36 protein-coding genes are annotated in these 25,346 nt (G+C 65.0%); all 36 read right to left on the bottom strand.

Features of this window, described 5'->3' with window-relative positions; genetic code table 11:
- Positions 1–593: hypothetical protein (locus tag AAA138_RS07265; protein WP_349090209.1), on the bottom strand; the 593-nt coding region annotated here is incomplete at its 3' end.
- Position 594: 1 nt separating this feature from the next.
- Positions 595–828 (bottom strand): hypothetical protein, encoded by a 234-nt coding sequence (locus tag AAA138_RS07260; protein WP_349090207.1) that lies wholly within the window; start codon positions 826–828, stop codon positions 595–597.
- Between the two features lie 11 nt (positions 829–839).
- Positions 840–2,306 (bottom strand): collagen-like protein, encoded by a 1,467-nt coding sequence (locus tag AAA138_RS07255; protein WP_349090205.1) that lies wholly within the window; start codon positions 2,304–2,306, stop codon positions 840–842.
- Positions 2,297–3,112, bottom strand: coding sequence for a hypothetical protein (locus AAA138_RS07250; protein WP_349090203.1), 816 nt, complete (start codon positions 3,110–3,112; stop codon positions 2,297–2,299). The genes AAA138_RS07255 and AAA138_RS07250 overlap by 10 nt, the downstream gene beginning before the upstream one ends.
- Positions 3,105–5,336: a hypothetical protein gene (locus AAA138_RS07245; RefSeq protein WP_349090201.1), complete on the bottom strand. Its 2,232-nt coding sequence runs from the start codon at positions 5,334–5,336 to the stop codon at positions 3,105–3,107. The genes AAA138_RS07250 and AAA138_RS07245 overlap by 8 nt, the downstream gene beginning before the upstream one ends.
- 284 nt (positions 5,337–5,620) lie before the next feature.
- Positions 5,621–6,019, bottom strand: a complete 399-nt coding sequence (locus AAA138_RS07240) for a hypothetical protein (protein ID WP_349090200.1) — start codon at positions 6,017–6,019, stop codon at positions 5,621–5,623.
- Positions 6,019–6,612 (bottom strand): hypothetical protein, encoded by a 594-nt coding sequence (locus AAA138_RS07235; protein ID WP_349090199.1) that lies wholly within the window; start codon positions 6,610–6,612, stop codon positions 6,019–6,021. Before AAA138_RS07235 ends, AAA138_RS07240 begins: the two co-directional genes overlap by 1 nt.
- 9 nt (positions 6,613–6,621) lie before the next feature.
- Positions 6,622–6,993 (bottom strand): hypothetical protein, encoded by a 372-nt coding sequence (locus AAA138_RS07230; protein ID WP_349090197.1) that lies wholly within the window; start codon positions 6,991–6,993, stop codon positions 6,622–6,624.
- Positions 6,983–7,348 (bottom strand): head-tail adaptor protein, encoded by a 366-nt coding sequence (locus AAA138_RS07225; RefSeq protein ID WP_349090195.1) that lies wholly within the window; start codon positions 7,346–7,348, stop codon positions 6,983–6,985. The genes AAA138_RS07230 and AAA138_RS07225 overlap by 11 nt, the downstream gene beginning before the upstream one ends.
- Positions 7,333–7,749 carry a hypothetical protein gene (locus AAA138_RS07220; protein WP_349090194.1) on the bottom strand — a complete coding sequence of 139 codons (417 nt, stop codon included), beginning with the start codon at positions 7,747–7,749 and terminating at the stop codon, positions 7,333–7,335. Before AAA138_RS07220 ends, AAA138_RS07225 begins: the two co-directional genes overlap by 16 nt.
- Before the next feature lie 8 nt (positions 7,750–7,757).
- Entirely contained in the window at positions 7,758–8,642 is an 885-nt protein-coding gene (locus AAA138_RS07215) for a P22 phage major capsid protein family protein (RefSeq protein WP_349090192.1), read from the bottom strand.
- A gap of 9 nt (positions 8,643–8,651) precedes the next feature.
- On the bottom strand, positions 8,652–9,215 hold the full coding sequence (locus AAA138_RS07210; protein WP_349090190.1) for a hypothetical protein: 564 nt from the start codon (positions 9,213–9,215) through the stop codon (positions 8,652–8,654).
- 110 nt (positions 9,216–9,325) lie between these two features.
- The gene (locus AAA138_RS07205; protein WP_349090188.1) at positions 9,326–9,799 is read right to left on the bottom strand and encodes an HK97-gp10 family putative phage morphogenesis protein; all 474 of its coding nucleotides are present in this window, start codon (positions 9,797–9,799) and stop codon (positions 9,326–9,328) included.
- On the bottom strand, positions 9,799–10,020 hold the full coding sequence (locus AAA138_RS07200; RefSeq protein ID WP_349090187.1) for a hypothetical protein: 222 nt from the start codon (positions 10,018–10,020) through the stop codon (positions 9,799–9,801). The genes AAA138_RS07205 and AAA138_RS07200 overlap by 1 nt, the downstream gene beginning before the upstream one ends.
- Before the next feature lie 81 nt (positions 10,021–10,101).
- The gene (locus AAA138_RS07195; protein WP_349090186.1) at positions 10,102–10,443 is read right to left on the bottom strand and encodes a YjcQ family protein; all 342 of its coding nucleotides are present in this window, start codon (positions 10,441–10,443) and stop codon (positions 10,102–10,104) included.
- A gap of 207 nt (positions 10,444–10,650) precedes the next feature.
- Complete coding sequence (locus AAA138_RS07190; RefSeq protein ID WP_349090185.1) at positions 10,651–12,111, bottom strand: phage minor head protein; 1,461 nt, start codon at positions 12,109–12,111, stop codon at positions 10,651–10,653.
- Between the two features lie 225 nt (positions 12,112–12,336).
- Complete coding sequence (locus AAA138_RS07185; RefSeq protein WP_349090183.1) at positions 12,337–12,558, bottom strand: hypothetical protein; 222 nt, start codon at positions 12,556–12,558, stop codon at positions 12,337–12,339.
- 9 nt (positions 12,559–12,567) lie between these two features.
- Positions 12,568–15,021 (bottom strand): hypothetical protein, encoded by a 2,454-nt coding sequence (locus AAA138_RS07180; protein WP_349090182.1) that lies wholly within the window; start codon positions 15,019–15,021, stop codon positions 12,568–12,570.
- Positions 15,018–16,451 (bottom strand): phage portal protein, encoded by a 1,434-nt coding sequence (locus AAA138_RS07175; protein ID WP_349090181.1) that lies wholly within the window; start codon positions 16,449–16,451, stop codon positions 15,018–15,020. The genes AAA138_RS07180 and AAA138_RS07175 overlap by 4 nt, the downstream gene beginning before the upstream one ends.
- 5 nt (positions 16,452–16,456) lie before the next feature.
- Positions 16,457–17,653, bottom strand: a complete 1,197-nt coding sequence (locus AAA138_RS07170) for a phage terminase large subunit (protein ID WP_349090180.1) — start codon at positions 17,651–17,653, stop codon at positions 16,457–16,459.
- Positions 17,654–17,656: 3 nt separating this feature from the next.
- Positions 17,657–18,052, bottom strand: a complete 396-nt coding sequence (locus AAA138_RS07165) for a helix-turn-helix domain-containing protein (protein ID WP_349090179.1) — start codon at positions 18,050–18,052, stop codon at positions 17,657–17,659.
- 151 nt (positions 18,053–18,203) lie between these two features.
- The gene (locus AAA138_RS07160; RefSeq protein WP_349090178.1) at positions 18,204–18,554 is read right to left on the bottom strand and encodes a hypothetical protein; all 351 of its coding nucleotides are present in this window, start codon (positions 18,552–18,554) and stop codon (positions 18,204–18,206) included.
- A gap of 123 nt (positions 18,555–18,677) precedes the next feature.
- Positions 18,678–19,046, bottom strand: a complete 369-nt coding sequence (locus AAA138_RS07155; protein WP_349090176.1) for a hypothetical protein — start codon at positions 19,044–19,046, stop codon at positions 18,678–18,680.
- Positions 19,043–19,492: a helix-turn-helix transcriptional regulator gene (locus AAA138_RS07150; RefSeq protein WP_349090175.1), complete on the bottom strand. Its 450-nt coding sequence runs from the start codon at positions 19,490–19,492 to the stop codon at positions 19,043–19,045. Before AAA138_RS07150 ends, AAA138_RS07155 begins: the two co-directional genes overlap by 4 nt.
- Positions 19,492–19,893: a hypothetical protein gene (locus AAA138_RS07145; protein ID WP_349090173.1), complete on the bottom strand. Its 402-nt coding sequence runs from the start codon at positions 19,891–19,893 to the stop codon at positions 19,492–19,494. Before AAA138_RS07145 ends, AAA138_RS07150 begins: the two co-directional genes overlap by 1 nt.
- Positions 19,893–20,108 (bottom strand): hypothetical protein, encoded by a 216-nt coding sequence (locus tag AAA138_RS07140; protein WP_349090171.1) that lies wholly within the window; start codon positions 20,106–20,108, stop codon positions 19,893–19,895. Before AAA138_RS07140 ends, AAA138_RS07145 begins: the two co-directional genes overlap by 1 nt.
- 79 nt (positions 20,109–20,187) lie before the next feature.
- Positions 20,188–20,487, bottom strand: coding sequence for a hypothetical protein (locus AAA138_RS07135; protein WP_349090169.1), 300 nt, complete (start codon positions 20,485–20,487; stop codon positions 20,188–20,190).
- 8 nt (positions 20,488–20,495) lie between these two features.
- Entirely contained in the window at positions 20,496–20,798 is a 303-nt protein-coding gene (locus AAA138_RS07130; RefSeq protein ID WP_349090168.1) for a hypothetical protein, read from the bottom strand.
- The gene (locus tag AAA138_RS07125; RefSeq protein ID WP_349090166.1) at positions 20,798–21,031 is read right to left on the bottom strand and encodes a hypothetical protein; all 234 of its coding nucleotides are present in this window, start codon (positions 21,029–21,031) and stop codon (positions 20,798–20,800) included. Before AAA138_RS07125 ends, AAA138_RS07130 begins: the two co-directional genes overlap by 1 nt.
- Positions 21,021–21,263, bottom strand: coding sequence for a hypothetical protein (locus AAA138_RS07120; RefSeq protein ID WP_349090165.1), 243 nt, complete (start codon positions 21,261–21,263; stop codon positions 21,021–21,023). The genes AAA138_RS07125 and AAA138_RS07120 overlap by 11 nt, the downstream gene beginning before the upstream one ends.
- Positions 21,260–22,195: a hypothetical protein gene (locus tag AAA138_RS07115; RefSeq protein ID WP_349090164.1), complete on the bottom strand. Its 936-nt coding sequence runs from the start codon at positions 22,193–22,195 to the stop codon at positions 21,260–21,262. The genes AAA138_RS07120 and AAA138_RS07115 overlap by 4 nt, the downstream gene beginning before the upstream one ends.
- A 109-nt stretch (positions 22,196–22,304) precedes the next feature.
- Positions 22,305–22,781 (bottom strand): single-stranded DNA-binding protein, encoded by a 477-nt coding sequence (gene ssb, locus AAA138_RS07110; protein ID WP_349090163.1) that lies wholly within the window; start codon positions 22,779–22,781, stop codon positions 22,305–22,307.
- Positions 22,778–23,116, bottom strand: a complete 339-nt coding sequence (gene mihF / locus AAA138_RS07105) for an integration host factor, actinobacterial type (RefSeq protein ID WP_349090162.1) — start codon at positions 23,114–23,116, stop codon at positions 22,778–22,780. The genes ssb and mihF overlap by 4 nt, the downstream gene beginning before the upstream one ends.
- Positions 23,117–23,119: 3 nt before the next feature.
- Positions 23,120–24,094: a DUF1351 domain-containing protein gene (locus AAA138_RS07100; protein WP_349090161.1), complete on the bottom strand. Its 975-nt coding sequence runs from the start codon at positions 24,092–24,094 to the stop codon at positions 23,120–23,122.
- Positions 24,094–24,993: a phage recombination protein Bet gene (gene bet, locus AAA138_RS07095; protein ID WP_349090160.1), complete on the bottom strand. Its 900-nt coding sequence runs from the start codon at positions 24,991–24,993 to the stop codon at positions 24,094–24,096. Before bet ends, AAA138_RS07100 begins: the two co-directional genes overlap by 1 nt.
- Positions 24,986–25,333 (bottom strand): hypothetical protein, encoded by a 348-nt coding sequence (locus AAA138_RS07090; protein ID WP_349090158.1) that lies wholly within the window; start codon positions 25,331–25,333, stop codon positions 24,986–24,988. The genes bet and AAA138_RS07090 overlap by 8 nt, the downstream gene beginning before the upstream one ends.
- Between the last annotated feature and the right edge of the window lie 13 nt (positions 25,334–25,346).

The raw sequence follows: 25,346 nt of genomic DNA, 5'->3' as shown, positions 1-25,346 counted from the left end.
TCGGGAATGACGTACGGACACTTGATACCCTCAGCAGGATCAGCGATGATCTGCGCGGCGCGGACGTAGACCGTCATGCCCACGCGCACGACGCTCCAGTTTTTCGTCTCGTACAGGGATACGGAATCCCCGAGGGTCGCGAGCGAGGCCACGGGGTCGAAGAGCCTCACGGGCGTGCCGACGCTGATGCCGTCCAGCGGGATGCGCCAGAGTTTCAAGTCGTTCGCCGTCACCTTTGGGTCTGCGGCGGTACCCGTTGTGGGCATGCCTTTGATTACGACGGGCGTGATGGATTCGATGCCCGCACTCGTCTTTGCGTAGCGCGCGACCACCAGATCGTTGCGCTTCTGGCCTTGCGTACCAGATTGGATGGTCAAGCTAGTAGCCGCCTGGTTCCAGAAGCGCTTGCCGCCGACCATGCCCACGCCGGTACCGAGCGTCGCTGAGTTCGCGCTCTGCATCGTCAGCTCGAAATTGTCGCCGTAACCGAGCACGCAATCAGCCTTACCGACAGTGGCGATGTTTAGCGCCGACAAGTCATCCGAGCTAATGTGCTTCGTGCCCGTCATGCCGTCTACTATCTCGAATGCCATGCTACTGCTCCTTCGCGTTGCTCATGAACTGCTGGAACTCGCCGTCGTGCTTGGCGGCGAGCTTCTTGTACTCGTCCGTGCACCCCTTGCACAGCAGGCGGGTCGCCCTGCTGCCGTACTGATCGAAGCGCTCGACCTCGCGCCAGTCCCCCGCCGCCGCAGCGCCTTGCTGCAGGTACGCGCTCTCGCCGCAGCGGTCGCATGTGTACTTCGTGATGTTGTCTGTCTTGGACATGCCTGTCTCCTCTACTTCGTCCTGAGCCACGTGTACGGGCCGATGCTCGGCACCATCCGCCATTCGCCGCCGTAGTCGGACGGGTCGTAGCCCGTCGTCTCGATGTAGGTGCCGACCGGGTGAGACGCCTCGAACATCTCCCTGACGGTCACCGCCGACGCGGTGCCGGGCGGCCCTTGCTCGCCGCGCTCGCCCTTCTCGCCGCGCTCGCCCTTCTCGCCGCGCGGGATGCCGAGCGAGAGCGTCTTGATCAGGCTCTCGCCCGCGAGAGCCGCCGTGGCGTTCGCGCCCGGCGGCAGCGTCTGGACCGCGCCGATCTCCAACGAGGCGCCTGCCCACGTCTGCACGGCTTTGGTCGCGTCCCTGCGGGCGGCCTCGGCGGTGCCGCGCACCTCAGTGAGCGCATCTGCGTCAACCTCCGCGCTGAATGTGTAGTTGCTCAGCGTCAGGCCCTTGCCCGCCAGGTAGGCGTGGCCTCCGCCCCCGCTGCTCTCGGCCGCTCCGCTGCTGCTCATCTTGGTCGTGGTCTCGCCGCCGACCTCGTATGAGTACACGGCGACGCCACGCGAGACCTTCACGATCTTCTTCGCCACGGTGGCAGTCACGGTGCGCCCGTGGGCGTTGTCGCGGGCCGAGATGACGTCGCCAACGTCCACGTCTATATCGTCGTGGGCCGCAACCTCGACGCTGCCTTGGGTCTGATATTCCTGGAGCTTCTTGCGGCCCTCCTCTTCGAGCTTTTCTTCGTCGGCGTTGCTGTAGTCGTACAGCGCGCAAATCTCGTCGACCCCGAAAAGGCTCTGCGTGTGCGAGACGTTTCCCGCGACGTCGGCATAGAAATGGACCACGGCGCGGTTCTCGAGCTCGCCCGTTCCCGCGCAGACCAAATGGTTCACGCACCTATGCACAGACGTCAGCGTGAAGTCGAGCAGGTCCGAGTCGACCTTGTCCGCGTAGTCGACGACCGGCGGCAGCGACAGCTCGACCCTGCCGCCGAGGCGGCGCATCGAGACCTTCCGCCCGTTCGCCTTCGCCAGGGCCTTCAGGCCGCCGTACCCGTCCGCGAAGCGGTCGAAGGTGTAGCTGACCGCCGTATCGTCCACGGCGGCAGAGAACAGCCCGGACAGCCCCATGCGGGATATGAGGGACGCGAGCACCTCGCCCGCCTTACCGCTCACCGCGAGGTAGCCGCTGCCCGAATCGGGCAGGAGGCGCTTGCCGGCCAGGATGCCGTGCCACGTGCGGCCCTTGCACAGGACGGTGCCGGAGGGGTCCCTGCCCGCATCGTAGGTGACCTCGTCGACGACGCCGCCGTACTCGGTCCCGTCGATGAACACGAGATGCCCCTCGGCGGGGGCCTCGCCGGCGCGCGCCTCGAGCTTCAGGGCGTTCTCGTCGCTGCCGAACGCGAGGTCAAGCTCGAATTCCTCGATCTCGCGGACGTCCCCGGCCGCCGGGTCGCTCACCACTAGGACCATGCCGGCTCCCCCTCCTCCTCGTAGAGCGTCAGGTCGAACCCGAAGCTGTTGTCCCACGAGACCTCGCAGGTGCCGGCCGGCACGCGCTCGAAGATGTACTCGCCCGAGCCGGCGCCGCTGCCTCGGTGCGCCTTGCCGAAGGCGTCGCGGACGTCGCCGTCTGCGGAGACCACGGAGACGGTGCGCCGCAGCGGGTCGACCTCCATGTAGCCGCCGTCCGGCACCGATACGTCGACCTGGTACAGGTTTCCGCCGAGCCGGACCGCGGGATTGACCGCCGGCCCGTAGACGATGAGCCGGGCGGGGCTGCCGGAATGCCCCGGGTTGCGCGCGTACCGCTTCGGCGGGGTCGCCCCGAGGTCGTACGGGAGGCCATGCGGTAGGTCGAGGAACTCGTACCCGGACGAGCCGTTGACGGGCGCGAACTCCGTCGTGACGCCCCTGCGCCACAGGCCGTCGAGCAGCACGACGGTGATCTTCGCGGTGAAGAGCCCGTCACGCACCCCGTCGACCTTCGACGCGAGGACGAGGCAGCGCTGGAACCACTCCCCGACCCTCAGCGTCCCGGGCGTGTTGCCCGAGACGTCGAGGTCCGCGCAGCGGCGGAACTCGTCGGCCAGCGCCATGTCGGCGAAGACCGCCTTGAGCGAGGCCTTGCGGGCGCCGCGCGAGGCGGTCGACAGCGCGCGGTACCCGATCTTGTAGTCCCATTCGCGGCTGAAGAGGTCGTTCGGCCTGCCGACGTAGATGCCGGAATTGAGCGGGATGACCGCCCCCGCGCCCGATTCATATTCGATATCAGGCATACGCGACCGCCTTCCTCGCCCTGCGCCCGAACTCCGATTCGCCCATGACGGGCGTGAACTCCGCGATGATGGAGGGCAGGTTCTCGGCCAGCCAGCCGATAACGGCCGATGCGCCGCCGTCCGCGACAACGCCCTCCCCGGTGCCGGAAATGGTCCGGTCGCCGTAACGCGGGCCGTCGGCCCTGACCGTCGCATCGAACGCCGCGGCGCGCTCGACCTTCCCGACGGCGGACTCCATTGACTTCACGGGCTCGTCCGCCGTGTCGTCGATGCCGAGGGCCGCGCCCTGCATCACGTAGCCGAATATCTTGCGGAACACGCGCGAGGGCGAGTGGATGCCGAGCAGGTTCTTGGCCGCGTCGATGGCGCCGCCGACCACGCCGGTTATCTTGTTGACGACCACGCCGGCCGCACCGCTGATTCCGTTGGCGATGCCCTGAACGATCTGCGAGCCGATGGAGGCCACGCGGCCCGGGATGGAGGACAGGGCGCTCATGATGGAGCTGCCGATGCTCGAGGCCGCCGAGGTCACGAAGCCGACCGCGCCGCGGATGGCTGAGCCCAGGCTGCTGATTCCGTTGCTGCCGATGCTCGCCAGGGTGGACGGCAGGTTGGCAATGGCGCCGCGGATGGCGCTCACGATGTTGGTGCCGCACGTGCTGACGAAGCCGGCCATGCCGGCGATGCCGTTGCCCAGGAGCGTGATAGCGTTGCGGCCGAGGCTTATCCAGTCGAGAGCCGACCATGCCGCGAGGATTGCCGAGAAAATGGCGGGGATGTTGGCCACGAGCGTCGGTATCGCCTGCACGATGCCGAGCGCCAGCGTCACGATTGCCTGGATGCCGGCGCCCAGCAGCGTCGGCGCGTTGTCGTTGATCGCGTCGGCGAGGTTCTGCACGATGACCGGGGCCTGCTCGATGATGGTCGGCAGGCTGTCGGCGATTCCCTGTGCCAGGCCGACTATGAGGTTCGCCGCGCCCTCGGCAAGAACGCCTGCGTTCTCGGCTATGGACTCTGAGAGGCCGGTGAGAATCTGCAGGCCGCTCTCCATGATGGACGGCAGGTTCTCGGCCAGGTAGCCGCCCAGCCGGGTCATGATGTCGGCCGCCGCGCCGGAGAGGAACGACAGGCCGTTCACGATTCCGTCGTAGAGCACCGGTCCGACCTGCGCGCCAATCTCGCCGAGGCCGCCGAAGGCGCCCGAGAGCGCCGACATGGCGCTGTCGGCTATTGACGCGAAGGCCTCGCCGGCGACCGGCGCCAGCGTCGCTATGACCCCGGGGAGCTGCTCGACGGCCGTGGACACGATGGTCGCCACGCGCGGCACGATGTTGGAGGCCGCCGTCTCGACCGACTCGACCAGCTCCGTCGTGAGCTTGCCCATGTCGGCGTCGTCCTTGCCGAGCTCGGTCACCCAGTTCTCCCAGGCGGCCTTGGCCATGTTGCAGGAGCCCTCGATGGTCGTCGCGGCCTCGCGCGAGGTCGTGCCGGCGATCTGCATCTGCTCCTGCATCGTGTGGATGGCGAGCACGATGTTGTCGAAGGACAGGCTCGACTCGTCCACGGCGGAGTTGACCGCGTGCGCGTCCGAGATGAGGCGCTGCATCTCCTCCTTGGTGCCGCCGTATCCCAGCTTCAAGTTGTCGAGCATGGTGTAGTTCTGCTTGGCGAAGCCCTGGTACGCGTTCTGGAGGTCCTCCATCGCCGTGCCGAAGGTGTTCGCGTTGTCGCTCATGTCGACCATGGCCGTGTCGGCGTACTCGGCCGCCTTGACCGTGTCGCCGCCGAGCGAGGAGACGAGTGCGGCCGAGAAGCCCGTCACCTGCTCCATGTAACGGTTGGCGCTCAGGCCGGCCGTTATGTAGGCGCGGTCGGCGTTGGCCAGCACCGTCGTCTGTGCCTGCTCGAGCTGCTGCCACTTGCCGGAGCACTGCTCGACGGTCTGGCCGGTCATGGCGGCGTAGTCCTCCAGGGACTTGCCCATGTTTCCGAAAATCTTCTGTATGCCGCCGACGTTCTGCTCGTACGCGGCATAGGCGTTCATGCTCATGCCGGTCACCGCCGCGACGCCGGCGGCCACTGCCGCCACTCCGGCCGCGACAAGCGATGCGGCCGCGCCCGCCGCCTTGCCGAGCTTCCCCTCGATGCCGCCGGCGATGCCGTCGACCTTGTCGGATGCCTGGTCGTCGACGCCGATCTTGACCAAGAGGTCGAGAAGGTCCATCTACAGCACCTCCAATCCCAGTTTGCCGATTACGTCCGCCGCGATCTCGTCGCCGCTCCGGGTGTCCGCCGGCTCTGCCGCGCCCCGCACGAGCTCCAGGTAGGGCGTGGCGATGTAGCGCGACTGCACGGCGAGGCGGATGGACTCCGTCAGGTAGACCCTGTACGCGTCCTCCTCGGCCTCCCTGCGCCTGCGCGCGGTCAGGTACCTAGCAAAAGGGCGAGCACGCCGTGGTCCGGTGTACTCGCCCAGGTAGAGCCAGAGCAGCTCAGGATCGTCGGCGGCTAGTGGAAAAAAGGGGCCGCGACCTCCTTGACGGTGTCGATGCCGTCGAGCGCGGCCTTGATGTCGGCGGCGTACTTGGCCATGGTGAAGCAGGCCTTGTACTCCTCGAGCGTCTGGCCGTCGAGCGCGGCGAGGAGCTTGAGCGACAGCTCGCCGCCCTCGCGCAGCAGGACCGGCAGCAGGCCGCCCAACATATCGACGGCCTGGACCTCGACCTTGGCCTTGACCTCGTCCTCGTCGCCGCCCTCGGCCTTGGCGGCCTTGGCCGCGGCGCGGTAGGACATGTAGGAGCGCTTGAGCTCCTCGCCGAGCTTGCCGCCCATGGCCTCCTCGGCCACCTCGGCGAGCAGCTGTGCCGAGGTCAGGAACTCGTCCGCCGTGAACTCGTCGATTCGCATTACGCAGCCGCCTCCGTTCCTTCCTTGATGTAGATCTCGAACGGCACCGTCTCGGGGTGCTCCATCGAGTAGTGGCCGGTGAACTCGAATGCGAACTGCGCCTTGGCCTTGTCGCCGGACTGAATCTGGAAGCCGCCGGTGCTCAGGGAGTTGAGCAGGTGGATGGCGCAGAAGCCGGCGCTCGCGCCCTTGGTGCCGTCCTCGTTGACGGCACTGTAGTCGCCGACCCACCACAGGTCGGCGAAGTCGGAGGCCTTGAGCTCGTTGCGCGGCGTCACCTTGTCGGTGGCGGTGTCGGCGGCGCCGGTGAGCTTGGCGGCGAGCTCGGCGGTCACGGTCACGAACGTGCCGGACATCTTGGCCTCCCAGCCGTCGAGCTGCTTGAGCTCCTTCATGTTCTTCGGGCAGTTGTCGATGTCCTCGCCGTAGTCGATGAAGCTCGGCGTGGCGGTGAAGTTGACGCCGCCGGACGTCGCGCCGAGGATGTCGGTCGCCTTGAGCGTGCCGCTCTCCGGGGCGAAGCCCTTGAGCAGGACGCCGGCGTTCAGCTGGATGTTGTTGAACGTGTCCTGCGGGATCTGGGTGTATTTCATGGGACCTCCCTAAAAGGTCGTGATGTTCTCGATGGAGAGGTTTACGTAGCGGCGCTTGACGCCCGGCTCGCCCGAGTCGGCGGCCTGCCAGAACGGCGAGCCGCGCTTGACCCAAAGGCCCCCGCCGTCGCAGGGCAGCATCACGCCTCCGAGCCCAAGCGCGCGCCCGATGGCCTCGGCGTCGGCGTTGGCCATCGCCTCGGACTCGGTGCGCCGCCAGGTCTCGACGGTGACGTTCTGCTCGCCGTCGCCCCACGCGCCGGACACCGGCGTGAAGGTGATGTACGGGAGCTCGGCGTCGTCGGGAACGGCCTGCGCGGAGTACGCGGGCATGCCGAACCGGCCGAGCCACGCGGCGAGCGCCGCCGTCCTAGTCGGCATCCGGCAGCCTCCATTCCTCGGCCGTGCACTGGGTGAAGCTGAACGTCGCGCACGCGGGCGGGCGGCCGTCGTCGGCGTTCGACGTGACGCGGAAGACCTGACCGTCTGACACGCGCCTGAACACGTCGCCGTGGGACAGCTCCTCGGAGCACGTCACCGTGTAGGTGTTGGCCACTCCGGCCGCCTCGGCGACGCGGGCCTCGGCCGAGGTGTCGCGGACGATGGAAGCGGAGAAGGCGCGGCCCGTGGCCCACGTCTCGGTCCAGCCGCCCTCGCCGTCCGGCACGCTCCTGCGGACCATGTGCGCGCACGGCACGCGCATGCGCTCGTACAGGCGGCTCATAGCTTTCTCCAAGGGTCGAGACGCGCCTTGAACTGCTGGCGCCACGTCAGCGGTCGGCCGTCACTGCCGACGCGCGTGTAGCTGTAGCCGCCGAAGCTCTCGCTCGCATACGGGCCGTCCAGCTCCTCGGCGTGCTCGGCCTGCCATGCCGCGATCTCGTCCGCGAGGTCGACCACGGCCTGCGGCACGGCGAGCGCCCAGACGGTGCCGACGAACTCCTCGTCCGTGAGGCCGTTGTAGGGCCATGAGTGCAGCCCGTCGTTGAACGTCGAGCCCGTGATGCGGATGTACTGGCCCTCCTTGAGGTCGAGCCCCGCGGGCGGCACGAGGCGGCCGCCCTCGATGCGGACGCGCCCCGTGCGCTTGCCTGCGACGAACCAGTTGCGCAGCGACAGAAGCACCTGCTCGAGCATCTCTGCGCCTATCGCTTGTCGGTGATGACGGCGGCAAGGCTCTTGTCGAGGGTCTTGACGCCGCAGAGCATGTCGATGGAGACGGTGTCGGTCTTGGTCTTCTGGTCGTAGCCCTGCACGACGCGCAGGCCGAAGCCGTCGTAGGAGGTGGAGTACGCCTTGGGGGCGCCGAGCGGCATCTCGAGCTGGCGGGTCACGAGCGCGAAGGCGTTCTTGTGGAACGCGATGGACGGCGTGTAGTTGGCAGTCTCGGCCGTGGTCTTCTGCACGTTCTGGTCGCAGTAGAAGTCGAGGCCGTACTTGCGGCCCAGCGACGCCTCCTTGAGGGCGGTGCCGTTGTCGCCGACGGCGGAGGCGTTGACGAACAGGTCGGTGTTGAGCAGGTCGGCCTCGGCCTGGGAGCCGTAGACGAAGCGGCGCTCCGTGGAGGGCGCCTTGGCGTCCACGAGGAACTTTCGGGCGGCGATGATGTCCGCCACGGCGATGGCGCCCTTGGTGTGGTCGACGCGGTTGTCGGTGACGTCCTTCTCGAGCCCGAGCAGGTAGCCGTCGATCTTGTCGGCGAAGGCCTGCATCGCCGGGACGAGGAACTGCGCGGAGAAGTCGACGATGTTCATCGTCAGATCCTTGGACGTGACGGAAAACGTCACATCGAGCAGCTTGTCCATCTTGACGGCGACCTTGTCCTCGGTGGCGTCCTGCACCTCGACCTCGGTGGTGAACTCCTTGGCCTCGAAGGTGGCGGGCTTGCGGATGGTGATGGTGTCGCCCACGCCCGCGACGAACTCGGAGGAGTAGTCGCGGTGGACGAGGTTGGCCATGACGGCGTTGGTGCGCAGAACGTCCAGCGCCTCGTTGGCGATGATGTTGGGTGTAAGGATGGTGTTTGCCATAGAAACCCCTTAGCCTCTCTGCTCCGCCTTGTACTTCATGTACTCGGCGGTGCTCATTTCGTTGATGTCCTTGCCGCCCTCGCCCTTGGGGGCGTGGGCCACGTCGGCGCCCTTGACGGTCGTGTTGGCGATGAAGTCGGCCCAGTCGGCCTTGATGCCCTCGGTCAGCTTGTCCGCGTCCTCGATGGCGCCGTCCTTGACGGTCACGCCCTCGAGGTCGGAGACCTTGAGAACGGTGTCGATGCGCTTGGGGTCGACGCCCGCCGACTCGAGCAGCTTTCGGTACAGGCCGCGCTTCTCGGCTGCCGCCTTTTCCCCGGCGACCTCGGCCTTGTAGTCGTCCAGCATCTTGACGACGGCCTTGTACTTTTCCTCGTACTCGCCCTCGCCATCGCCCTTGGCCTTGAGCGCGTCCAGCTCCTTCTTGTAGCCGTCCGCCTTGCCCGCGGCCTCCTTGAACTCGTCGCGCTGGGCCTTGAGCGCGTTCACGCTCTCGGCATGCTCGTCGATGATCTGGTCGATCTTCTCGTCCTCGATGCCCATTGCCTTGAGCATCTTTCGTGTGAGTGCCAACAGAATCTCCCTTGCTTCGGAATGGGCGGGTCCCAGCCTGTTGCCTCGGCAGGGCCCGCGCCGCAATACCTCGCGGCAAGGGTGAGTATCCGAGCGGAGTAACGCGGCCCCTAGCCGCGGAGGTGCTTGAGGAAGATTCCCTTGTATGTGGAGTAGTGGTCTTTGGCGGCCGGCTTGAGGTAGGGCTGCGGCTTCTGGTGCCTCGTCCCAAGTTCGACGTAGGGCGCGTACTCGACGTTCGTGCCGATGACGACGTGCCGGGTGCCCTCGTCTACGATGTGGGTGATGGAGTTGCGCAACCGGCCCGTGTCGACCGGGCAGGCACGCTTGGCGTAGCCCTCGGCGACGAGGCCGACCTCCTCCAGCGCGGCTACGAGCGCAAGGTCGATGGCGTTGGCGATGGCCTCGCGGTTGTCGGCGCGCACCTCGACGAGGCCGGAGATGTCGGAGGCGAGCAGGCCCTTGGCGCTGCCGCGCGTGAAGCCCTTCTCCCTCATCCCGCTGACGGTGTTGCCGTTGCGGTCGGTCCACGTGTCGTTCTTGGCGCTCCACTTCTCCTTGCCGACCTTCCGCGGTGCGGCCATCAGCCCAGCACCTCCGTGCCGTAGCCCACGCGGCCGGACACGTCGGCCTCGCACGCCTCGACGGCCTGCACCGGCACGCCGGTGCACCCGAGCGTGCAGCCGTCGTCTGGCTCGACCTCGTCGCCGCGCTGCGTGCAGATGTAGGTATCCGGGAACGTGAAGCCGAAACCGAGCCTCACGGCGCAGTCACCGCAGCTCGCACATGTGAACAGCTCTTTCATGCCTGCCCCAATCTCTCTGCGGGCAGTGTCGCGGCACGGTCACGCGGCAAGAAAAAGCCCCGCCGTGGCGGGGCCTCACAGTCAGATGAAAGGGGCTATGTCCTTGGCCTCCTTGAGGAACTTCCTCACCTTGGCCATGAAGGAGTTGTCGGTCAGGTACTCGATGCCGCGGGGCGTGATGCAGGCGCCGTCGAGGCCGTAGACGCGGTCGAACGTGTTGTCGACCTCGACCCTGACCGCTCCCGAGATGAATCCGTAGTCGAGCAGGCTGCACAGGATGTAGTGCCAGTACCGCTCGTTCGCGCCTGCGGCGAGGGCGATCTCGTCGAGCCTCTTGGGGTCGACGTCCTCCCCGCCCTTCAGGCACGTATAGAGGTACAGGAGGATGCGGTAGACGATCACGTGGTAGTCGTTCTTGGCCATAGCTAAACCCCCCTGACCCCGTCCTCGTAATTGCATCTATCGCATCGCGCACCGTAGGAGTTTCCGCGCTCGAAATAGCAGAGCGGCTCGCCGCAGTTCGGGCACCGGACGTCCTTCTCAGGGTTCTCGTATTTATCGGCTACCGCGCTTCTCTCCGCCTCGGTCATCTTCGGCCATGTCCTCAGTTTCTGCATTCGATTCACCTGCTCAGTAGCCATATACGAGTTTTCTGTAGCTCTTCGTATATCTTACCTTAACTCCGGCCTCGCTAGCCCTCTGGTATGCGTCGACCATGAGAGAGGCCCGCTCCTCGTCGGACAGCCCCGGCGCTGTCATTGCCGCATGGTAGCTAGCCCTGAACTCGTCTGCCCAGTGGCCGATGGGATATGAGCTGTCGGGGAACGCGGCATGGCCGTAGTACTCATGGGCCAGCACGGCCTTGACGCTCAGGCGGTCCCTGTTGTTCGTCGAATCCTCGTCGGGGAACACGTCGCCCCCTACGTTCACCTTCTTGGTGACCATCGAATACCCGGTAGGTCTGCTGTTGAACGTCAACCGTTCGGTCGGTATGGACAGCTCGTTCGCGGCGGCCCTGACTGTCTCCACCTCCGCGTCGGTCAGCTTTCGCCTGTTGCCGCTGCGTGCGCCGTTCGCGAAGTTTCTCGCCAACGCCGCGTCGAGCGCTTTCTGCTGGTCGCCGGCGCTCATCTTGCGGAACGAGCCGGACGGTATGCCGTACTCCCTCAACTGCTCGGTGAGCCTCTTCCTCGCCTCGGTCGGCGACACGCCCGCGGCGTCGAGCTTGCGGGCCGTGCCGGGCATCCCCATGAACTCGGAGATGGTGCGGTTCGCGGGCTTGGTGCCGGTGACGGCGGGCTTGCCCGCCTTCCATTCCTCGTAGGTCATGCCCTCGGGCAGCCTGCTCCAGCGCTTGCCGTCGGAGTAGTCGACGCCCTCGACGGCCGCGATGAGCGTGCAGCGGCAGTTGCACGTCTCGGCATACAGCGCCTCGGGGTCGCCCGGGTAGCGGCACCCGTTGCTGAACTTCTCCCCGATCCCCACCTTCTCGCCGTCGAGCTGCCTATGGCTCGAGCGCGTGCGACCGTCGAGCGTCGCCATCCACTCCTGCTGCACCTTGATACCGAGCCCCTTGGCCCTCTTGTAGCTGTCGACGCGCCCGGCGTTCTCCGCCGCCGTCACCGACGTGCGCGCCAGGCGCACCGCCGCCGCGCGGTTCGACCCCGTCACGTCCTGCATGCGCCTGGCTATCTTGGGTATCGACTCGCCGAGCAGCACGCCCTGTGTGATCTGGTTGGCGATGAGCCGGCGGTTCCATGCCATGTCCTTAGCGACGTTGACGGACGGCTTGGGCAGGTAGCTGTCGTGGTCGGTGAGCAGCCTCTGGACGGTCGACGCGTCCTGCAGCGCGTAGGCCGTGTCAACGCCCACGGCGCTCTCGACCTGCCACGTGCCGTAGTTGTAGTTCTCGGCGTAGACCTCGGGCAGCCTGCCCTCGATGGCGGCGGCTGCAACGACGTTCGCGTGCGTCATGGCCTCGGCGCACTGCTTGAGGACGATTCGGTAGCGCCTGCCCGCCGCGATCTTCCCGCTTCGCCAGGACCTGTATTGAGCCTTGGTGATCTCGCCGGCCTCGAGCCGTCCGCGCATCTTCTCGTCGTCGGCCTCGAACTGCGCCAGATAGCGCTTGAGGTTGGCTTAGGCGGTCTTGCCCGCCTCGCCGTACACTCCAGCCACCTCGCGCTCGAACGCCCGAATCTCGGCGTCTGAGAACTCGTGAGCGCTATCTTTCGCCATGCGCCGCCTCCAATCGTCGGCACGCATGGTCGCCCGCGCATAACGGAAAAGGGCCCCGACCGAAGCCGGGGCCTTTCCCTACTCGCCTTCCTGCTCGGTCGGCTCCTCCGCGCGGTCGAGTCCGTCGTAGTACGCCGCCGCAAGCTCCTCGACCTCGGCGATATCGCTCTCGTCGAAAAGGCCGCTGTCCAGGTGCGCGTACGCCTTATCGAGCCAGTACGCCACGTCGCGGCCAGCTTGGATCTCGCGCTTGATGCTGCGAAGCGTAAGGTCGTGGCGGGACTTGCTCTTAACTGCCATTATCTTCTCCTAACCTTCGGTGATGGATGCGATTGCCGCTTCCAGATTCGCCACGACGATATTCACGTCGCGCGTGTACTCGATGCCCGTTTTGGGCGTGATTTCCGCGTCTGTCCAGACGTTGACGATGCTGTCTTGCGCCTTGGGCATCTCGATTTTGCCTAGCGGGTAGCGCATCGGCTTCACCGCGATATACACGACTACACCATCAAGGAGCTTTTTCGCTTGCTCTTCGGACGTAAAGCGGTTGTCTCTAATCACTACGTTGGATACTTGTGGACAGTAGACGTATCCGCTCTTTGCTGTCCAAATGATTGTTTCGTACGCGTTGCTCATTACACTCAACTTGGATGCGGAATCGTTCACAAAGTTGAACGAGATATACGAGGCCGAGTGCTCGTCGCCTGGAACGAAGACAATCTTTTGTTCGCTCGGCAGCACTCGCGCCACCCTTGCCACAAGCTCGACGTTGCCGTCCTTGTCCACCCTAATCTCGTCCGCCTTGCCGTCTGGGAGCTTGGCGAGATAGGGATGCTCTGACGGGAGAATGAGTGCACTTTCAGCACTTACATAATCGGAATAGGTTTCATTTGCATCGCCGAAACTGATCATGAAATCATGGCAGTTTTTATAGACGCCATCAAAACAGCCACGGCTGCAAATGTACCCCTCATATTTATCCGTGAGCTTAGATTTAAACGGAATAGTTGCCTTTACGCGCTTACCTATTTCCTTGGAAAACTCCAGAACGCCAACAGCCTGTGCGGAATACGTTCCGTTTGAAGGATAGTATTCGTGAATGAATATTCTCGGTCCATTGGGGTTTCCAGTCCACCAATCATTTTCGGCATAGAACGAGAGTGTCAGTCTATCAATCTGTGGACTCATATAGAAATTGTTGGCACTGTTTCCCAGTTCATCAACACCAACACTCATAAGATTCCTACCAAGAATCTTAATAGTTGGATTCTCTACGACCTTAATCTCCTGCGGGAAATCAGGTGAGGGGCTGGGCTTACCGCCTGTGTAGGGTTCATAGGCTGTGGCCATGTTGCCCATCTCTATCTGTGCCTTGACAACGCCGGGATAGCTAGACAAGTTAGTGCCGACTTTGACTTTAACCTCGGTGTCTTTGTTGAGGGTGAATTTGCCTTTGCCGCTGAAGATATCAGAATTATCGCTTGCGCTACGAATCTCAAAATATGCGCCGCTCGCGCAGTACGTCCCTGCTTTCAACGTCATGAGCGTAGGGACGGTGCCCCATGCTCTGCCGTCGATCGCTAGGACTTTCAGGTTCTCGTTTTCGACTGCGTAGATTGAGCTTGATAACTTACTCAGTTTGAAGTAGTCGAGCAGGTTTTTACCAGCAGTAGTTACCTGCTCAGTAGCGCCCTCAATCTCGATACCCAAGAGACTAGAAGGGAAAGCGTCATCGACGTGGATGAGGGTGTCCTTGGCCGTGTCCTTGAGGACGTTCTCGGCTACCGGGTACAGCTTGGCTTCCGTGGCCTTGACGTCGGCGACGGCCTTGGTGGCTGCCTTGCTGGCGGCGTCGGCACGCTCGACCGCGTCGCTCACGCTCTTCTCCGCCTCGGCCTTGAGGTCGGTCCAGCCCTGCTCGCGCTTGGCTTCGGCCTCAACGCGTTCCTTCTCGGCCGTATCGCGCCCTGTCTCGGCGCTCTTGCGCCCCCCCTCGGTCTCGCCGCGCACGCGCTCGGCGGCCTGCCGCTTTCCCTCGGCCTCGTTGTAGGCGGCGTTGCGGTCCGTCTCGGCCTTCGTGTATGCCTTGTCGCGGGCGCGCTCGGCGTCCGTATATGACTCGGTGCGCGCCCGCTGCGCGTCGCCGAAGTCCTTGGCCTGCTCGGTGAGCATGGCCTTGTACTCCTCGTTTGTCTTGCCGATCTCGGCCGCGGCGTCGGTCGCGGGCTTCTTGAGCTCCGCCACCTGCTCGGCGGTGAGGTCGCTGTACCTGAGCGCATCACCCTTCGGCACGCCGACGACAAGCATGTTGCCCTCCATCGCCGCCGTGGCATCCGAGCCCGGGGCGAGTGTCGTGGCGCGTGCCCCCTTGACCTCGGCTGCGATGGCCCTGTCGCGCGCGGCCTCCGCCGCCTTCTGCGCGGCCTTGGCCTCGTCTCGCGCCGTCTCCGCGTCCTTGATGGTGCGCTGGTCGCTCGGCTCGTAGACGTACTCGGCGGGCTTGGCCCGCCTCTTCACGTCCCAGAGCGCCTCGATGCGCGTGCACCCGCCGTATGTCTCGTCCGTGATGTAGGCCCATGCGTACACGCGACCGGCCGCCTGAAGCAGCTCGTCGGGAATCTTCGCCTTGTTGCCGGCCACCTCGACCGTGTAGCACGTCCCCGCGGTCGATTTGGCGAAATGCACCTGCTCGCAGCCGGCAGCCTCGACCTCACGCCCCGTGTCCCACTGCCACAGGTCGCCATCCATGATGTCCAGCGTCATTCCTCGCCCTCCTCATCCTCGTCGTCCTCGTCGCCTGCGCCCGCACCGCCGGCGTTTGCCGCGAGCGCGGGCGGCAGCGCGGCCATGCGCTCCTCCTGCTCCCGCTGCTTTCGCTCCAAAATCTTCGCCCTCTCGTCGGGCGTGATGTTCGGCAGCTTTCGCAGGATCGTCTCGTCGTCCAGATACTCGGCCTCCAGGCACACGGTCTCGACCTGCTCCTTGGTGTTGCTGATGCGAGTGTGCGTGAACACGGGCGTGTCCTCGATGCCCTGCAATGCGAGGATGTCCATGATGCCCTCGCGGATGTGGCGCTCGAACTCGGCGGCCTCCTCGTCCATCGGCTGGTATGCCGCGTCGATATGGTCGTTGGTCGCCCCCGCCGCGATGGTGTGGACGTCCAGCGCGCCGAAGTCCTCGTAGATGTCGGCCTTGATCTGCGCCAGCGTCTCCTTGCGGCCCTCGACGGGCACCTCCTGCGTGTACGGCGTCACGGACTGCCCCTGCTCGGCGTCGACCTCGGCCACGTGCGTCAGCTTGAGCTTCGCCCGCCACAGGTCGAGGTCCCTGTCGTCCATGCCGCCGGCTCCGTTGATGAGCCAGTAGATCTGCGCGCAGTCGCGCGTGTCGTTCACCAGGCCGCTCTTGATCAGGTCGTAGGCGTCGATGCTCTCGCGCATGCCGACGAGCGTGCTCTGGTGCGCATCGCTGCCCCAGACCGCCACGATGGGCAGGCGGGAGTAGTTCTCCGCATCGACGGCAAGCTTCATCCCGTCCGCCGGTATCTCCCGATACGTGACCTTGTAGGCACGCTTGGCCTCGGCCACCTCGAAGTCGAAGCCGCTGCCGCCCGACACCATCTCCGTGTAGCCGTCCTGCTCGTAGAGAGTCGCGTGCCACGGGTGGTCGGAGTCGAGCCGCCAGAACCTCACGCCGGCGTATAGCGCCCCCGAGTACTCGTCCCACACCGGACAGAACTCGTCGGCGGTGAACACGTCGATGTGGTCGAGGTTCCAAAACGGGAACGACACGCCGTGGATGAGCGCCTTGAGCCCCATCTCCATGACGTCGTCGTCGAAGCGGTCGCCAAGCCCCTCCTTGGTCGTGTCCTTGCCGCCCGCCGAGACGTCCACGAAGCTCACGCCCTTACCGAGCGAGTACGTGCAGCGCTGGACGTTCAGGCGCTTGAACAGGTTACTCGCCAGCCTCAGCTTCGAGGCCGTGAAGTCCTCGGCCTCGGCACCGGAGCACGAGTAGATCTTCTGCACGAAACGGTTGATCGTGACGTTGTGCTGTCGGTAGTACTCGTTCGCGGTGACGGCGTTGCGGTACATCTCACTCGACATGTGCCGCTCGATGGCATCGGCCGCAAACGCCGTCGCCGACGCCGCCGCCTTGAGGTCGCCATCTGTCACCAAAGGACCCTTAGACAAAGCCGCTACCTCCGTTCAAAGAATGGGTTTACCTGCCGTTTCGCAGGCTTGTACATGCGCATGGTCGCCACCCCGTAACGGAGTGCGTCGCAGCTGTGGTCCTCGACCTTGACGGGCCTGTCGCCGTCGGCCTTGGCGTCCCAGCAGTAGCCGCCGAGCTCGCCTATCAGCCCCGTGCAGGTGTCGGAGATGCGCACCGTGCCGTTGCCCAGGCACACGTCCGTCTCGCGTATGCCGTCCGCCACGTCGTTGCGCCCGTTCTTGGTCTTGAACCCGGCCTGCCGCATCGCGGCGATGAAGCTCGTGGCGCTCGGGTCGATGATGAACTTGGGCGGATTGCTCAGCCCGCGCACGAAATCGGCCATGTCGGCCACGTAGTCGGCGTCCGTCTTCTGGTGCCCCGTGTCGCGGCCCGAGTAGCGGTACTCGTCCACCACGTGCCACACCTTGCCGTCAAACGCCCACAGCAGCGCCGCGAAGGCGTTCTGCGTGCCGTAGTCGCAAGACACCGCGTACTTGACGGCGCCGCCCGTATACCGGCTCTCGAGTGCGCCCTCCCACCCGGGGTAGACCAGGCCCTCGGCCAGCGTCCACTTGCCCAAGATGTAGCGGTCGTAGTACACGCCGCTGCCGTAGTCCTTGATGAGGGCCTCGATGACATCCGGTGCCAGCGCACCGTCCCAGATCGTGTAGTCCTGCCTGTAGATGTCGCTGTCGCCGTCGAGGAACCGCTTGAACCAGTGGTTCGGGCTGTCGGGGTTGCAGGTGCCGTCGAAGCGGCTGTGCTCGCAGCGCAGGCGGCTCTTGAGCATCTGGAACACGTCTTCGCTCCACGTGGCGACCTCGTCGCCGTAGACCCACTCGAACGTGGCGCCCTGAATCTTGGATACGCTTGTCTTCTTATCCGCCCCGAGGCAGTAGACCTTGCGGCCGAATATCTGGGCCGTGTTGTCCCGCCCGATCTGGCTGACGACGTCTTCGCTGTAGAGCGAGCGCATCGGCTCGAGGATGTTGCGCTCGAGCGTCGAGCGGGTGTTCCCGATCATCACCGCCAGCCCCTCGCCCCTCATGGCGAGAAGCCTCTGCGGTATGGTCACGGCTATGTCGACGTAGCTCTTGCCCGAGCCCGTCGCCCCGCACTTCACGTTGTAGCGGTGCGTGCAGTTGGCGAGGTACTCGCGCTGCATCCTCGTGAGCGGCATCGGCTACTCGTCCCCGCCGATTGAGGACGGCACGGACAGCACGAGCTCCTTGGCGGCCTTGAGCACCGCCGTGTCGGTGGTGTCCATGATGCGCTGCGCCTTGGCGTACTCCTGCGGGTATTTGCGCTCGAGCAGCCACGCCGCCGCCTGCCAGCTGTCGTCGCTCGCATCCATGATGCGGCCCACGAGCGTCGCCTTGCGCTCGACCTCGCCCTTTTTCATGGCTTGACACAGTTGACGTTGATTGTCGGTTCTGGGGTGGTTGATCCAGCGGCTGTATGTCTCGGGGGCCACCCCGAGATATGCGGCGATGTCCTTGTCGGTCATGCCGACGCGGCACAGGCGGAGGGCATCCTCGATGCCCTCCTTGGTCAGTTTTTCACGCCCTTTTCCCGCCACAAAATCACGTTTCCGCTGGTAGATAGCCATATGGAAACGCGAACGTTCCCACCTTTTTACGCACGTGGACAAGCGCGTGCGTTTGCCCACGAGCGTAAAAAGGGGGTAACGTTTAAAGAAAAGGCCCCGGTTTCCCGGGGCCTTTCGGCTACTAGGCCTTCTTCCTGTGCGCGGCCTGTCGTATGCGGTTGCTCTCAGCCTCCTCCTCGAGCCGCCTCTTCCGCTCCGCCAGATAGCACCCCTTGCACAGCCTCCATCTCTTCGCCTGCGCCGACGTGTCGAACACGGGCCGCGCGTCGCACACGATGCACAGACCGTCCGTTCCGGTCGAAAAGCGCCCGTACCGCTGCCGCGCGTGCCTCACGGCGCTCGGCGTCACCCTGAGCTCCGCCGCGATCTCCGCCGCCGTCCGCTCCGGGTGAGCCTGCATCCGCCCTATCATCTCATCCGTCCACAGGACGTAAGAGGAGCGCCCCTTACGGAGCGCCCACTCGTCCCTCAACGGATGTGCTGACTTTGTGGATGGGCCTTTTGGCCCATCTCCCACAGGTGGCCTGTACGCCATTCGCATACCCCCTAAAGCTCGCCCGCCACGGCAGAACCTTATCAGGCGCCGGGGACCAACTCACCGACGACGCTTGATCTCCTCCCCGCATTTCGGGCAATGGACCGGCTCGTAAGCCAACATGCCTCCGGAGCTGATGTACTCCAAAAGCTGTCCGTTCCAATCGCAGTTTGAGCAGTGGAAGTAGCCGTCGGCCATCCGCTTGCCCGGGATGAACGGATCCTGCTTGTGCTTGACAAGGTCGTGGCACATCGGGCGGTCGATTAGGTCGGCGATTACAGCCACGTCCTCTTGGGGACACATGCAGTGTTCGGAACCGACCACGGCCCCATGAACACGCAACCACCAATCGCCAAGTGACCACCCGGGCTTGTATGAGATCTCGCGTAACCTCTTCGCCGTCTCGCGGCTCTCTTCATCGGTTATCATTCATCCACCTCTATAAGGTCATAAACGCTCATCCCGGTCGCGTCCGCGAGATTGAGCATCGAGCTCATTCGTGGCTCCTTCATGCCGTTGAGCCATTGGTTCGGCATACAGGCCGCGACGCCAGCCAACTTCGCCAGCTCGGCCTGCGTCGTATGCGTCCTTTTCATCCATTCGCTCAGCGCCTTGACATTGAGCTTGTACTTCCTCGGTCCGTTCTGTGGAACGTTCACTATGTCGATAAGGCGCTCTACTTCATCGCGGCCAAGAGTCCAATCGACGTCAGTGTGCACGTCGAGAGCATCAAGAATGTCGTTGACCTCGCAGTACTCCTCACCCGTCTCGTCATCTTCGAGAAACACGATGTTCCGTAGCGCAGTCACGATATCTCGCCGCTCTCGTTCGCTCACTCGGTCGCAGTATGGCTTTACGGTCTTTTGACGCTTCATCAGTCCTCACCCCTCAGCTTGCGGATGCGCTCCTTGATGTCCTTTAGCGCATACGAATCACCATGACATGGGCCGTCGCCGTCCAAGATGCATTTGAAACACACTCCGGACGGGTTGTGGTACGAACAAAGGCCGTCCGCCTCGATGCACCTGTCCAAGTCATCCTCCAATTTCTCCCATGTGTCGGGCTCGGGCGTGGTGAGGTACACGAGTGTTGGGTCGAGTGCAAATCCACGGTCGGTAATCGCACGCCATTTGTTCGACCATCCGTCACTCAAATCAAAGTCCGTGGTGAATGTCCATCGCACGATGCTATATACGTTCCCGTCACGGTTGAACAGCGCCACGGTATCAAGCGGTATCTCGCGGCCCTCGGCATCTCTCGGCAATTCGACGCCCATCACTCAACCTCCTCGTAGTCGCGGCACTCGCCGCACTCGTCCTCGCAGTACAGCAGGTTCTCCATGAGCCACGCCACGGCGCACTTCGCCAGGCGCCAGAACCCTTCCTTGCGGTCGGGCGCCTCCGTGTCGTAGGCGCGCTCGAACGCGAGGTGGCAGTAGCCGTAGTCGACGTGGATGTCGCATCCGCAGAAGTGCCTGCAGTTCCCGCACATCCGCGGCTCCCCGGCCCCGCCGAGGCAGCGCTCGATGGCGGCGTCCGTCACCCCCATCGGGTATCCGCCGACCCTCGAGTCACTCATCGCACTCCACCGCCCCCGTGCTCTCGTCGAGCAGGTCGATGGCGTCCCCGACGGTCGCCTCGATGCTCGTCAGCTGGCGGCGCAGGTTCTGCACGAGGTTCGCGCCGGCGACCTCAGCCCTTCCCGCCTCGTAGGCGCGCTCGATCATGTCGGTCACCGCGACCTGCATCGCCGTGTCGTTGTAGCCGCGCCTGACGCGGTACTTCCCCAGGTAGGCGTGCGCCCTGTCCTGCGGCCTGCACTCGCGGTCGAAATGGAACACCTCGACCGCGTCGGCCTTGATCTGATCCAAAGTCTCCATCACAAATGTCCCCTCTCTCGGTTCCTCTCGTTGCAGCGCTCGATTGCCGCGTCCACGTCCTCCTGCGTGAACCCCTCGGCGTCGAGCAGGCTGACGACCGCCTGGACCACGTCCATGCACTCGTCGATAAGGCTCTGGCGGTACTCCCTGCGCGCCGTCATGATCGGGCTGAGGCGCATGTCGTCGCAGTCCTGCCAGGCGCCGAGCACCTCGGCCGCCTCCTCGAGCGGCTTGAGCGCCTGCGCCTTGTCGTCCCTCACCTCGTGGAACGTCCGCAGGTTGAGCAGGTAACCGTCCCGCATCAGATGCGCCTCCCCTCCGCCAGCGCCGAGCGCATGGCGTTGATCTCGCGGCCCCTCTCGCTCCTCGCGCCGAGGTACACGTCCACGGGCCGCTTGCTCGCGTTCCTGTGCGCCACGTTCTCGCACCATCCGCAGCAGTACCTCTGATCCCTGTATGCCGAGCGGAACCGCCTGCCGCACTGCCCGCACACGAGCACGTAGCCCCTGCGCCTGTCCAGCGACTCAGCCCTCATGTCGCGCCTCCCAGTAGTTGCACCTCGCGAGCCCCTGCGTGGCGTGCACGAAGTCGGGGCAGCGCATGCACGTGTACCGCTTGCGGCCCTCGCCGGATGCCGTCATGACCGCCTCGCTCACGGCGCAGAACCCGCACGTCTCGCAGCGGGCGCTGCGCGGCCCGTCGTCGTAGATGCTCGCGGACCCCTTCGGTCTGCCCATGTTCTCGCTCCTCTCGTCGTCCAAGCTCATGACGCCCTCCTCTCGCACGCGGCCCTCGCGTCCAGCAGGCGCCGCGCGTCCTGGTACGCCTTGAGCGCCACCGGGTCGGCGGTCGTCCCCCTCGGGGCCTTCACCTTCGCCGGGTCGATGCCCGGATGTTCCTCTCGCCACCTGCGCTCGAGCTCCGCCCTCGTCTGCTCGGGCGTCCTCGTCGGCTTGAACGTGGCGGCCTCGACCTCCGAGGCGGTGGGCTTGCCCCTCGCCCGGTCGTCGGCGTCGATGCGCTTCTGGCGCCTGGACCAGTCGAGCGCGAGGGCGCCCCAGTTGCTCACCGGCTGGCCGTTGCCCTTGACCCAGCCCTGCGACTCGAAGTAGGCCCAGAAGGCGTCCGGGTCGCCGCTCAGGCAGTTGGCGCCGAAGTACCCGCGGGCCTCGTCCAGGGTCGGCGGCTCGAAGCCCTCGGGCGCGGCGGGCATTGCATCTACCCTGCCCTGGATTGGACTGTCTATGGTTTGGTCTGGCTTGGTATGGTTTGGTATATAAGGAGGGGTTTCTTGGGTTTCCGAAACCTCGAAACCCCCGTTTTCACTTTCCGAAACCCCCGTTTTATCGGTTTCCGAAACCTCGAAACCACCGTTTCCGTTTCGCGGTTCAGGTTCCGGCTCGGGCTTGGCCTTGCGCGGCCTGCCGCCCTTGTTTCTAGCCCGCGCCTCGACCGAGTTGTCGATGTCCTCTCGGATGGTCTCGAAGATGGTTTCCATGTTCCAGGAGTAATCGACGGTGATTGGTTCTCCGTCGGCATCAATGCCGACCTCGACCGAGCAGTTGTCGCTGTTGAACTCGGGCTCGACGCCGTTCGCCCCGTACTGGACGATGGCCCAGAGCATCTGGGCGCGTGGCCCCTCCGGCATTCGCTCCAGGGCCTTGGTAAACTTCGGGAACCACGTGAACTTGTTGGCCATCAGAACCACCCCCAAAGGATTGAAGAGAAGAACAGGAAACCCGCGGAGAAGGAGGCGGCGAACAGGGCCGCCTCCCAGTGGTCGCGGATGATGTCGGGTACGTGCCTCATCAGAACGGCACGTCCTCGTCGTAGAACTCGGACTGCGGGACCGCGGCGTAGGCCTGCTGGGCGCTCCACTGCGGCGCTGCCTGCGCCCGGGACTGCACGGGTACCGTGTCCGCGAGGCTCTGCTGCGGCTGGGCCTGCGTCTGCCCCTCACGGCGCACCATGACCTCGATCTCGTCGACGATAACCTCGAGCTTCGAGCGCTTCTGCCCGTCGCGCTCCCATGAGCTGTAGCGCAGCTTGCCCTCGATGGCGACCTTCATGCCCATGGCGAGGAAACGGCCCACGGCCTCGGCGCGGTTGCCGAACATCGTGCAGTCGACGAAGTTGGGGTAGTCCTCCCACTCGCCCGTCTGCGCGTTGCGTCGGCGGTCGTTCACGGCGACTCCGAAGGACAGGACCTGCGTCCCGCCCGCCGTAGCGCGCAGCTCCGGGTCGCGGGTCAGGTTGCCGCTGATGTTTACTCGGTTGATGCTCACTGCCCGTCCTCCTTCGCGGTCATGTTGTTCTTGATAAACGCGACAAGGCGCGGCCCCTGCATGTAACCAAGGCCGCTCACGCGGCGGCCGTCGGGGATGTCAAGCGCCTTGACGATCACCTTCGCCTTGACCGTGCCGATGCCCGGGAACGAGCGGGCGAACTCCTCGACCTTGAGCCTCTGCGCGATGGGCGCCTCGATGGCCGCCTCGGGCGGGATGTTGCCCGCCTTGCAGGCGGCCTTGAACGCGGCGCGCTCGCGGCGCGTGTGGACGGCCTTCGCCATCGCCTCCTTGCGCTGCTCCGGCGTTCGGGTCGGCGGCAGGTTCTTCTCCATGTCCTACATCCTCTCTACGTGTCCGTGGATGCCGTTCTCGACCATTACTGCCCTCACGCGGCGCAGCTCGTCCGCCGTGGCGCACTCGATGACCACGCGGTAGCCCCTCTGCGGTGCCGTGGCTGCGTCCTCGGCCACTTCCGGCTCGGGGCGCGACGGGACCACCCGCACGCATCTCGGCCCGCCAAAGGGGTCCTCAGGCTCGGGATGCTCGGCAGGCACCGGCTCGGGGTCGAGCGGCACCGGCTCGGGCTTCGATGCCGTCGCCTGCTCGTAGGTCGATACGAGCGAGGCGGCCTTGGCCACCTCCTCGCGGTGCGCGGCGACCGCAGCCGCCACCTCGCCCGAGTCCATCGGCAGCGTCCTCGTCCACCACGCCACGGCCCACGCCTTCTCGGACTCGTCGGCGTAGTCGAGCCCGTTGACAAACTTGAACTGGTGCAGCAGCTCGCCCACACGGCGCTCGATGATGTTCTTGGCCTTGACCTCGCCGAACCTCGCGTTGAGCCACTTGTCGTCGGCGATGCGCTCGTAGGGCACCAGCGGCCCCATCTCGCCCGCGAGGTCGTAGTAGTGGCCCTTGAGCGCGGCGAGGCGGCGTTTCCTGCACTCGCCGTCGTATCGGTCGATCTCGGCCTTGTACTCATCGGAGAGTTTGTCGATGGGCGCCGTGATCTCGCCGATGGTCTTGTCGAACGTCTTGAGCAGGTCTCTGTACTTCTTCTTCGCGGCCTTGCGCTGTTCCTCGATGGGCTTCTTCACGGCGTTGACAGCCGCGCGGTACTTCTTCGCCGCCTTGAAGTCCTCGTCCTTCTCGATGTGCTTGACGTCGACGTAGTCCGCCAGCTTCTCGTCCACGCTCTTCTTGAGCTTCGCCAGCTTGTCCTCGAGCGTGTCGTCGATGGCGAGCGACGCCACCAGCGTGTCGAAGTCCTCCTCGAGCGGCACGGCCTCGACCGCCAAAACCTCGTCTGCCATTAGAAGCCTCCCAGCAGGTCGTCGTCGGTCGCATACTCGGCGGGCGCGGGCTCATAGACGGGCACGGGCTCCGGCTCGGGGATGGCGGGCTCGGGCTGTGCCTTGCGTGCCGCGATCTCCTCCTCCATCCACGAGGCCGCGCGGCGCGCCTGCATGAGCGTCATGTCGTGCATGGAACCCGACGTGCAGCCCACGGCGGCGCAGATAGCCGCCATGGCCCCGGCGCTGTTGAGCCCGGTCGCCGCCATGAACGGCTTGAACAGATCGCGCACGGGCTGCAGGTCGGCCACGGGCTCGACGCTCTCGGCCTCGACAGCCTGAGTGCCGGCGCGCATGTCCTGCGCGACCTTCTGGTCCATCTCCTCGCCCGTGTACATCCCGCCGAACTCGTCGGGGTAGGCCAGGCGCCACGCGCCGGCCTTGGCGCACTTCTCGATCATGACGCCCGGCATCTTCGCCCAGTTGCTCTTGCCGGTGCTGTAGTCGGTGAGCGCCAGCTCGACGTATGCGGGCTTCTTGCCGTCGGTGAAAGCGACCTCTGCCCAGCCGCCGATGAGCTGCTCCCCGATCATCTTGTAGACGGCGGAGCCCTTCTTCTTGACGACCTCGCCGTCGCGGAGCACCACGACGCCGCTCTCGATGCCGCCGTAGTTGGGCTGCCTGTTCGCGCGGCGGTTGAACACCTGGTAGGAAGTGATGATGCTCGCCGGGGCGCTGCCGTACTTGACCAGGTACACCTCCTTGGTGAATGGGTTCAGGTGCTGTCGGTTGCAAAGCTCCACGCACAGCGCCAGCTCGCTGTCGGTGGCGTTGGGGCACAGGCGCTCGCGGATGTCCTGCGAGGTGAACCTGACGGGCATGCCCGCGTCGTCCTTGAACTCGATGACCTCGTTACTCATTGATGGCCACCTCTCCGTCCTTGATCTCGACCTTCTCGATGTTCACGCCTGCCAGCTCGGCGAACACGCCACGCGGCCCGTCCAGCTTGTAGATGCGCTCCATGCGGCCAGCGCTGTCGACAATGCGGTCGTAGATTTCGAGGTCCTGCGCATCGGCTCCCAATAGCTTCAGACTGAACAGAAGCCCGTAGGCGATGCCGCGCAGGCACGCGGGCTTAAGGCCCCTTTTCCCTATCTCAGCGCCCTTCTCGTCCGCGACGAGGATTAAGTTCGTGGCAAACTCGTCAAGCACCTCGAACGCATCGCCATCGACTTGGACTTTTATGTGCATGTACTCCATTGCTTAATCTCCG

It is taken from the genome of Collinsella sp. CLA-JM-H32B, from assembly GCF_040098065.1.
Taxonomy (GTDB): domain Bacteria; phylum Actinomycetota; class Coriobacteriia; order Coriobacteriales; family Coriobacteriaceae; genus Collinsella.
This window is presented reverse-complemented; position numbering and strand designations above follow the sequence as displayed.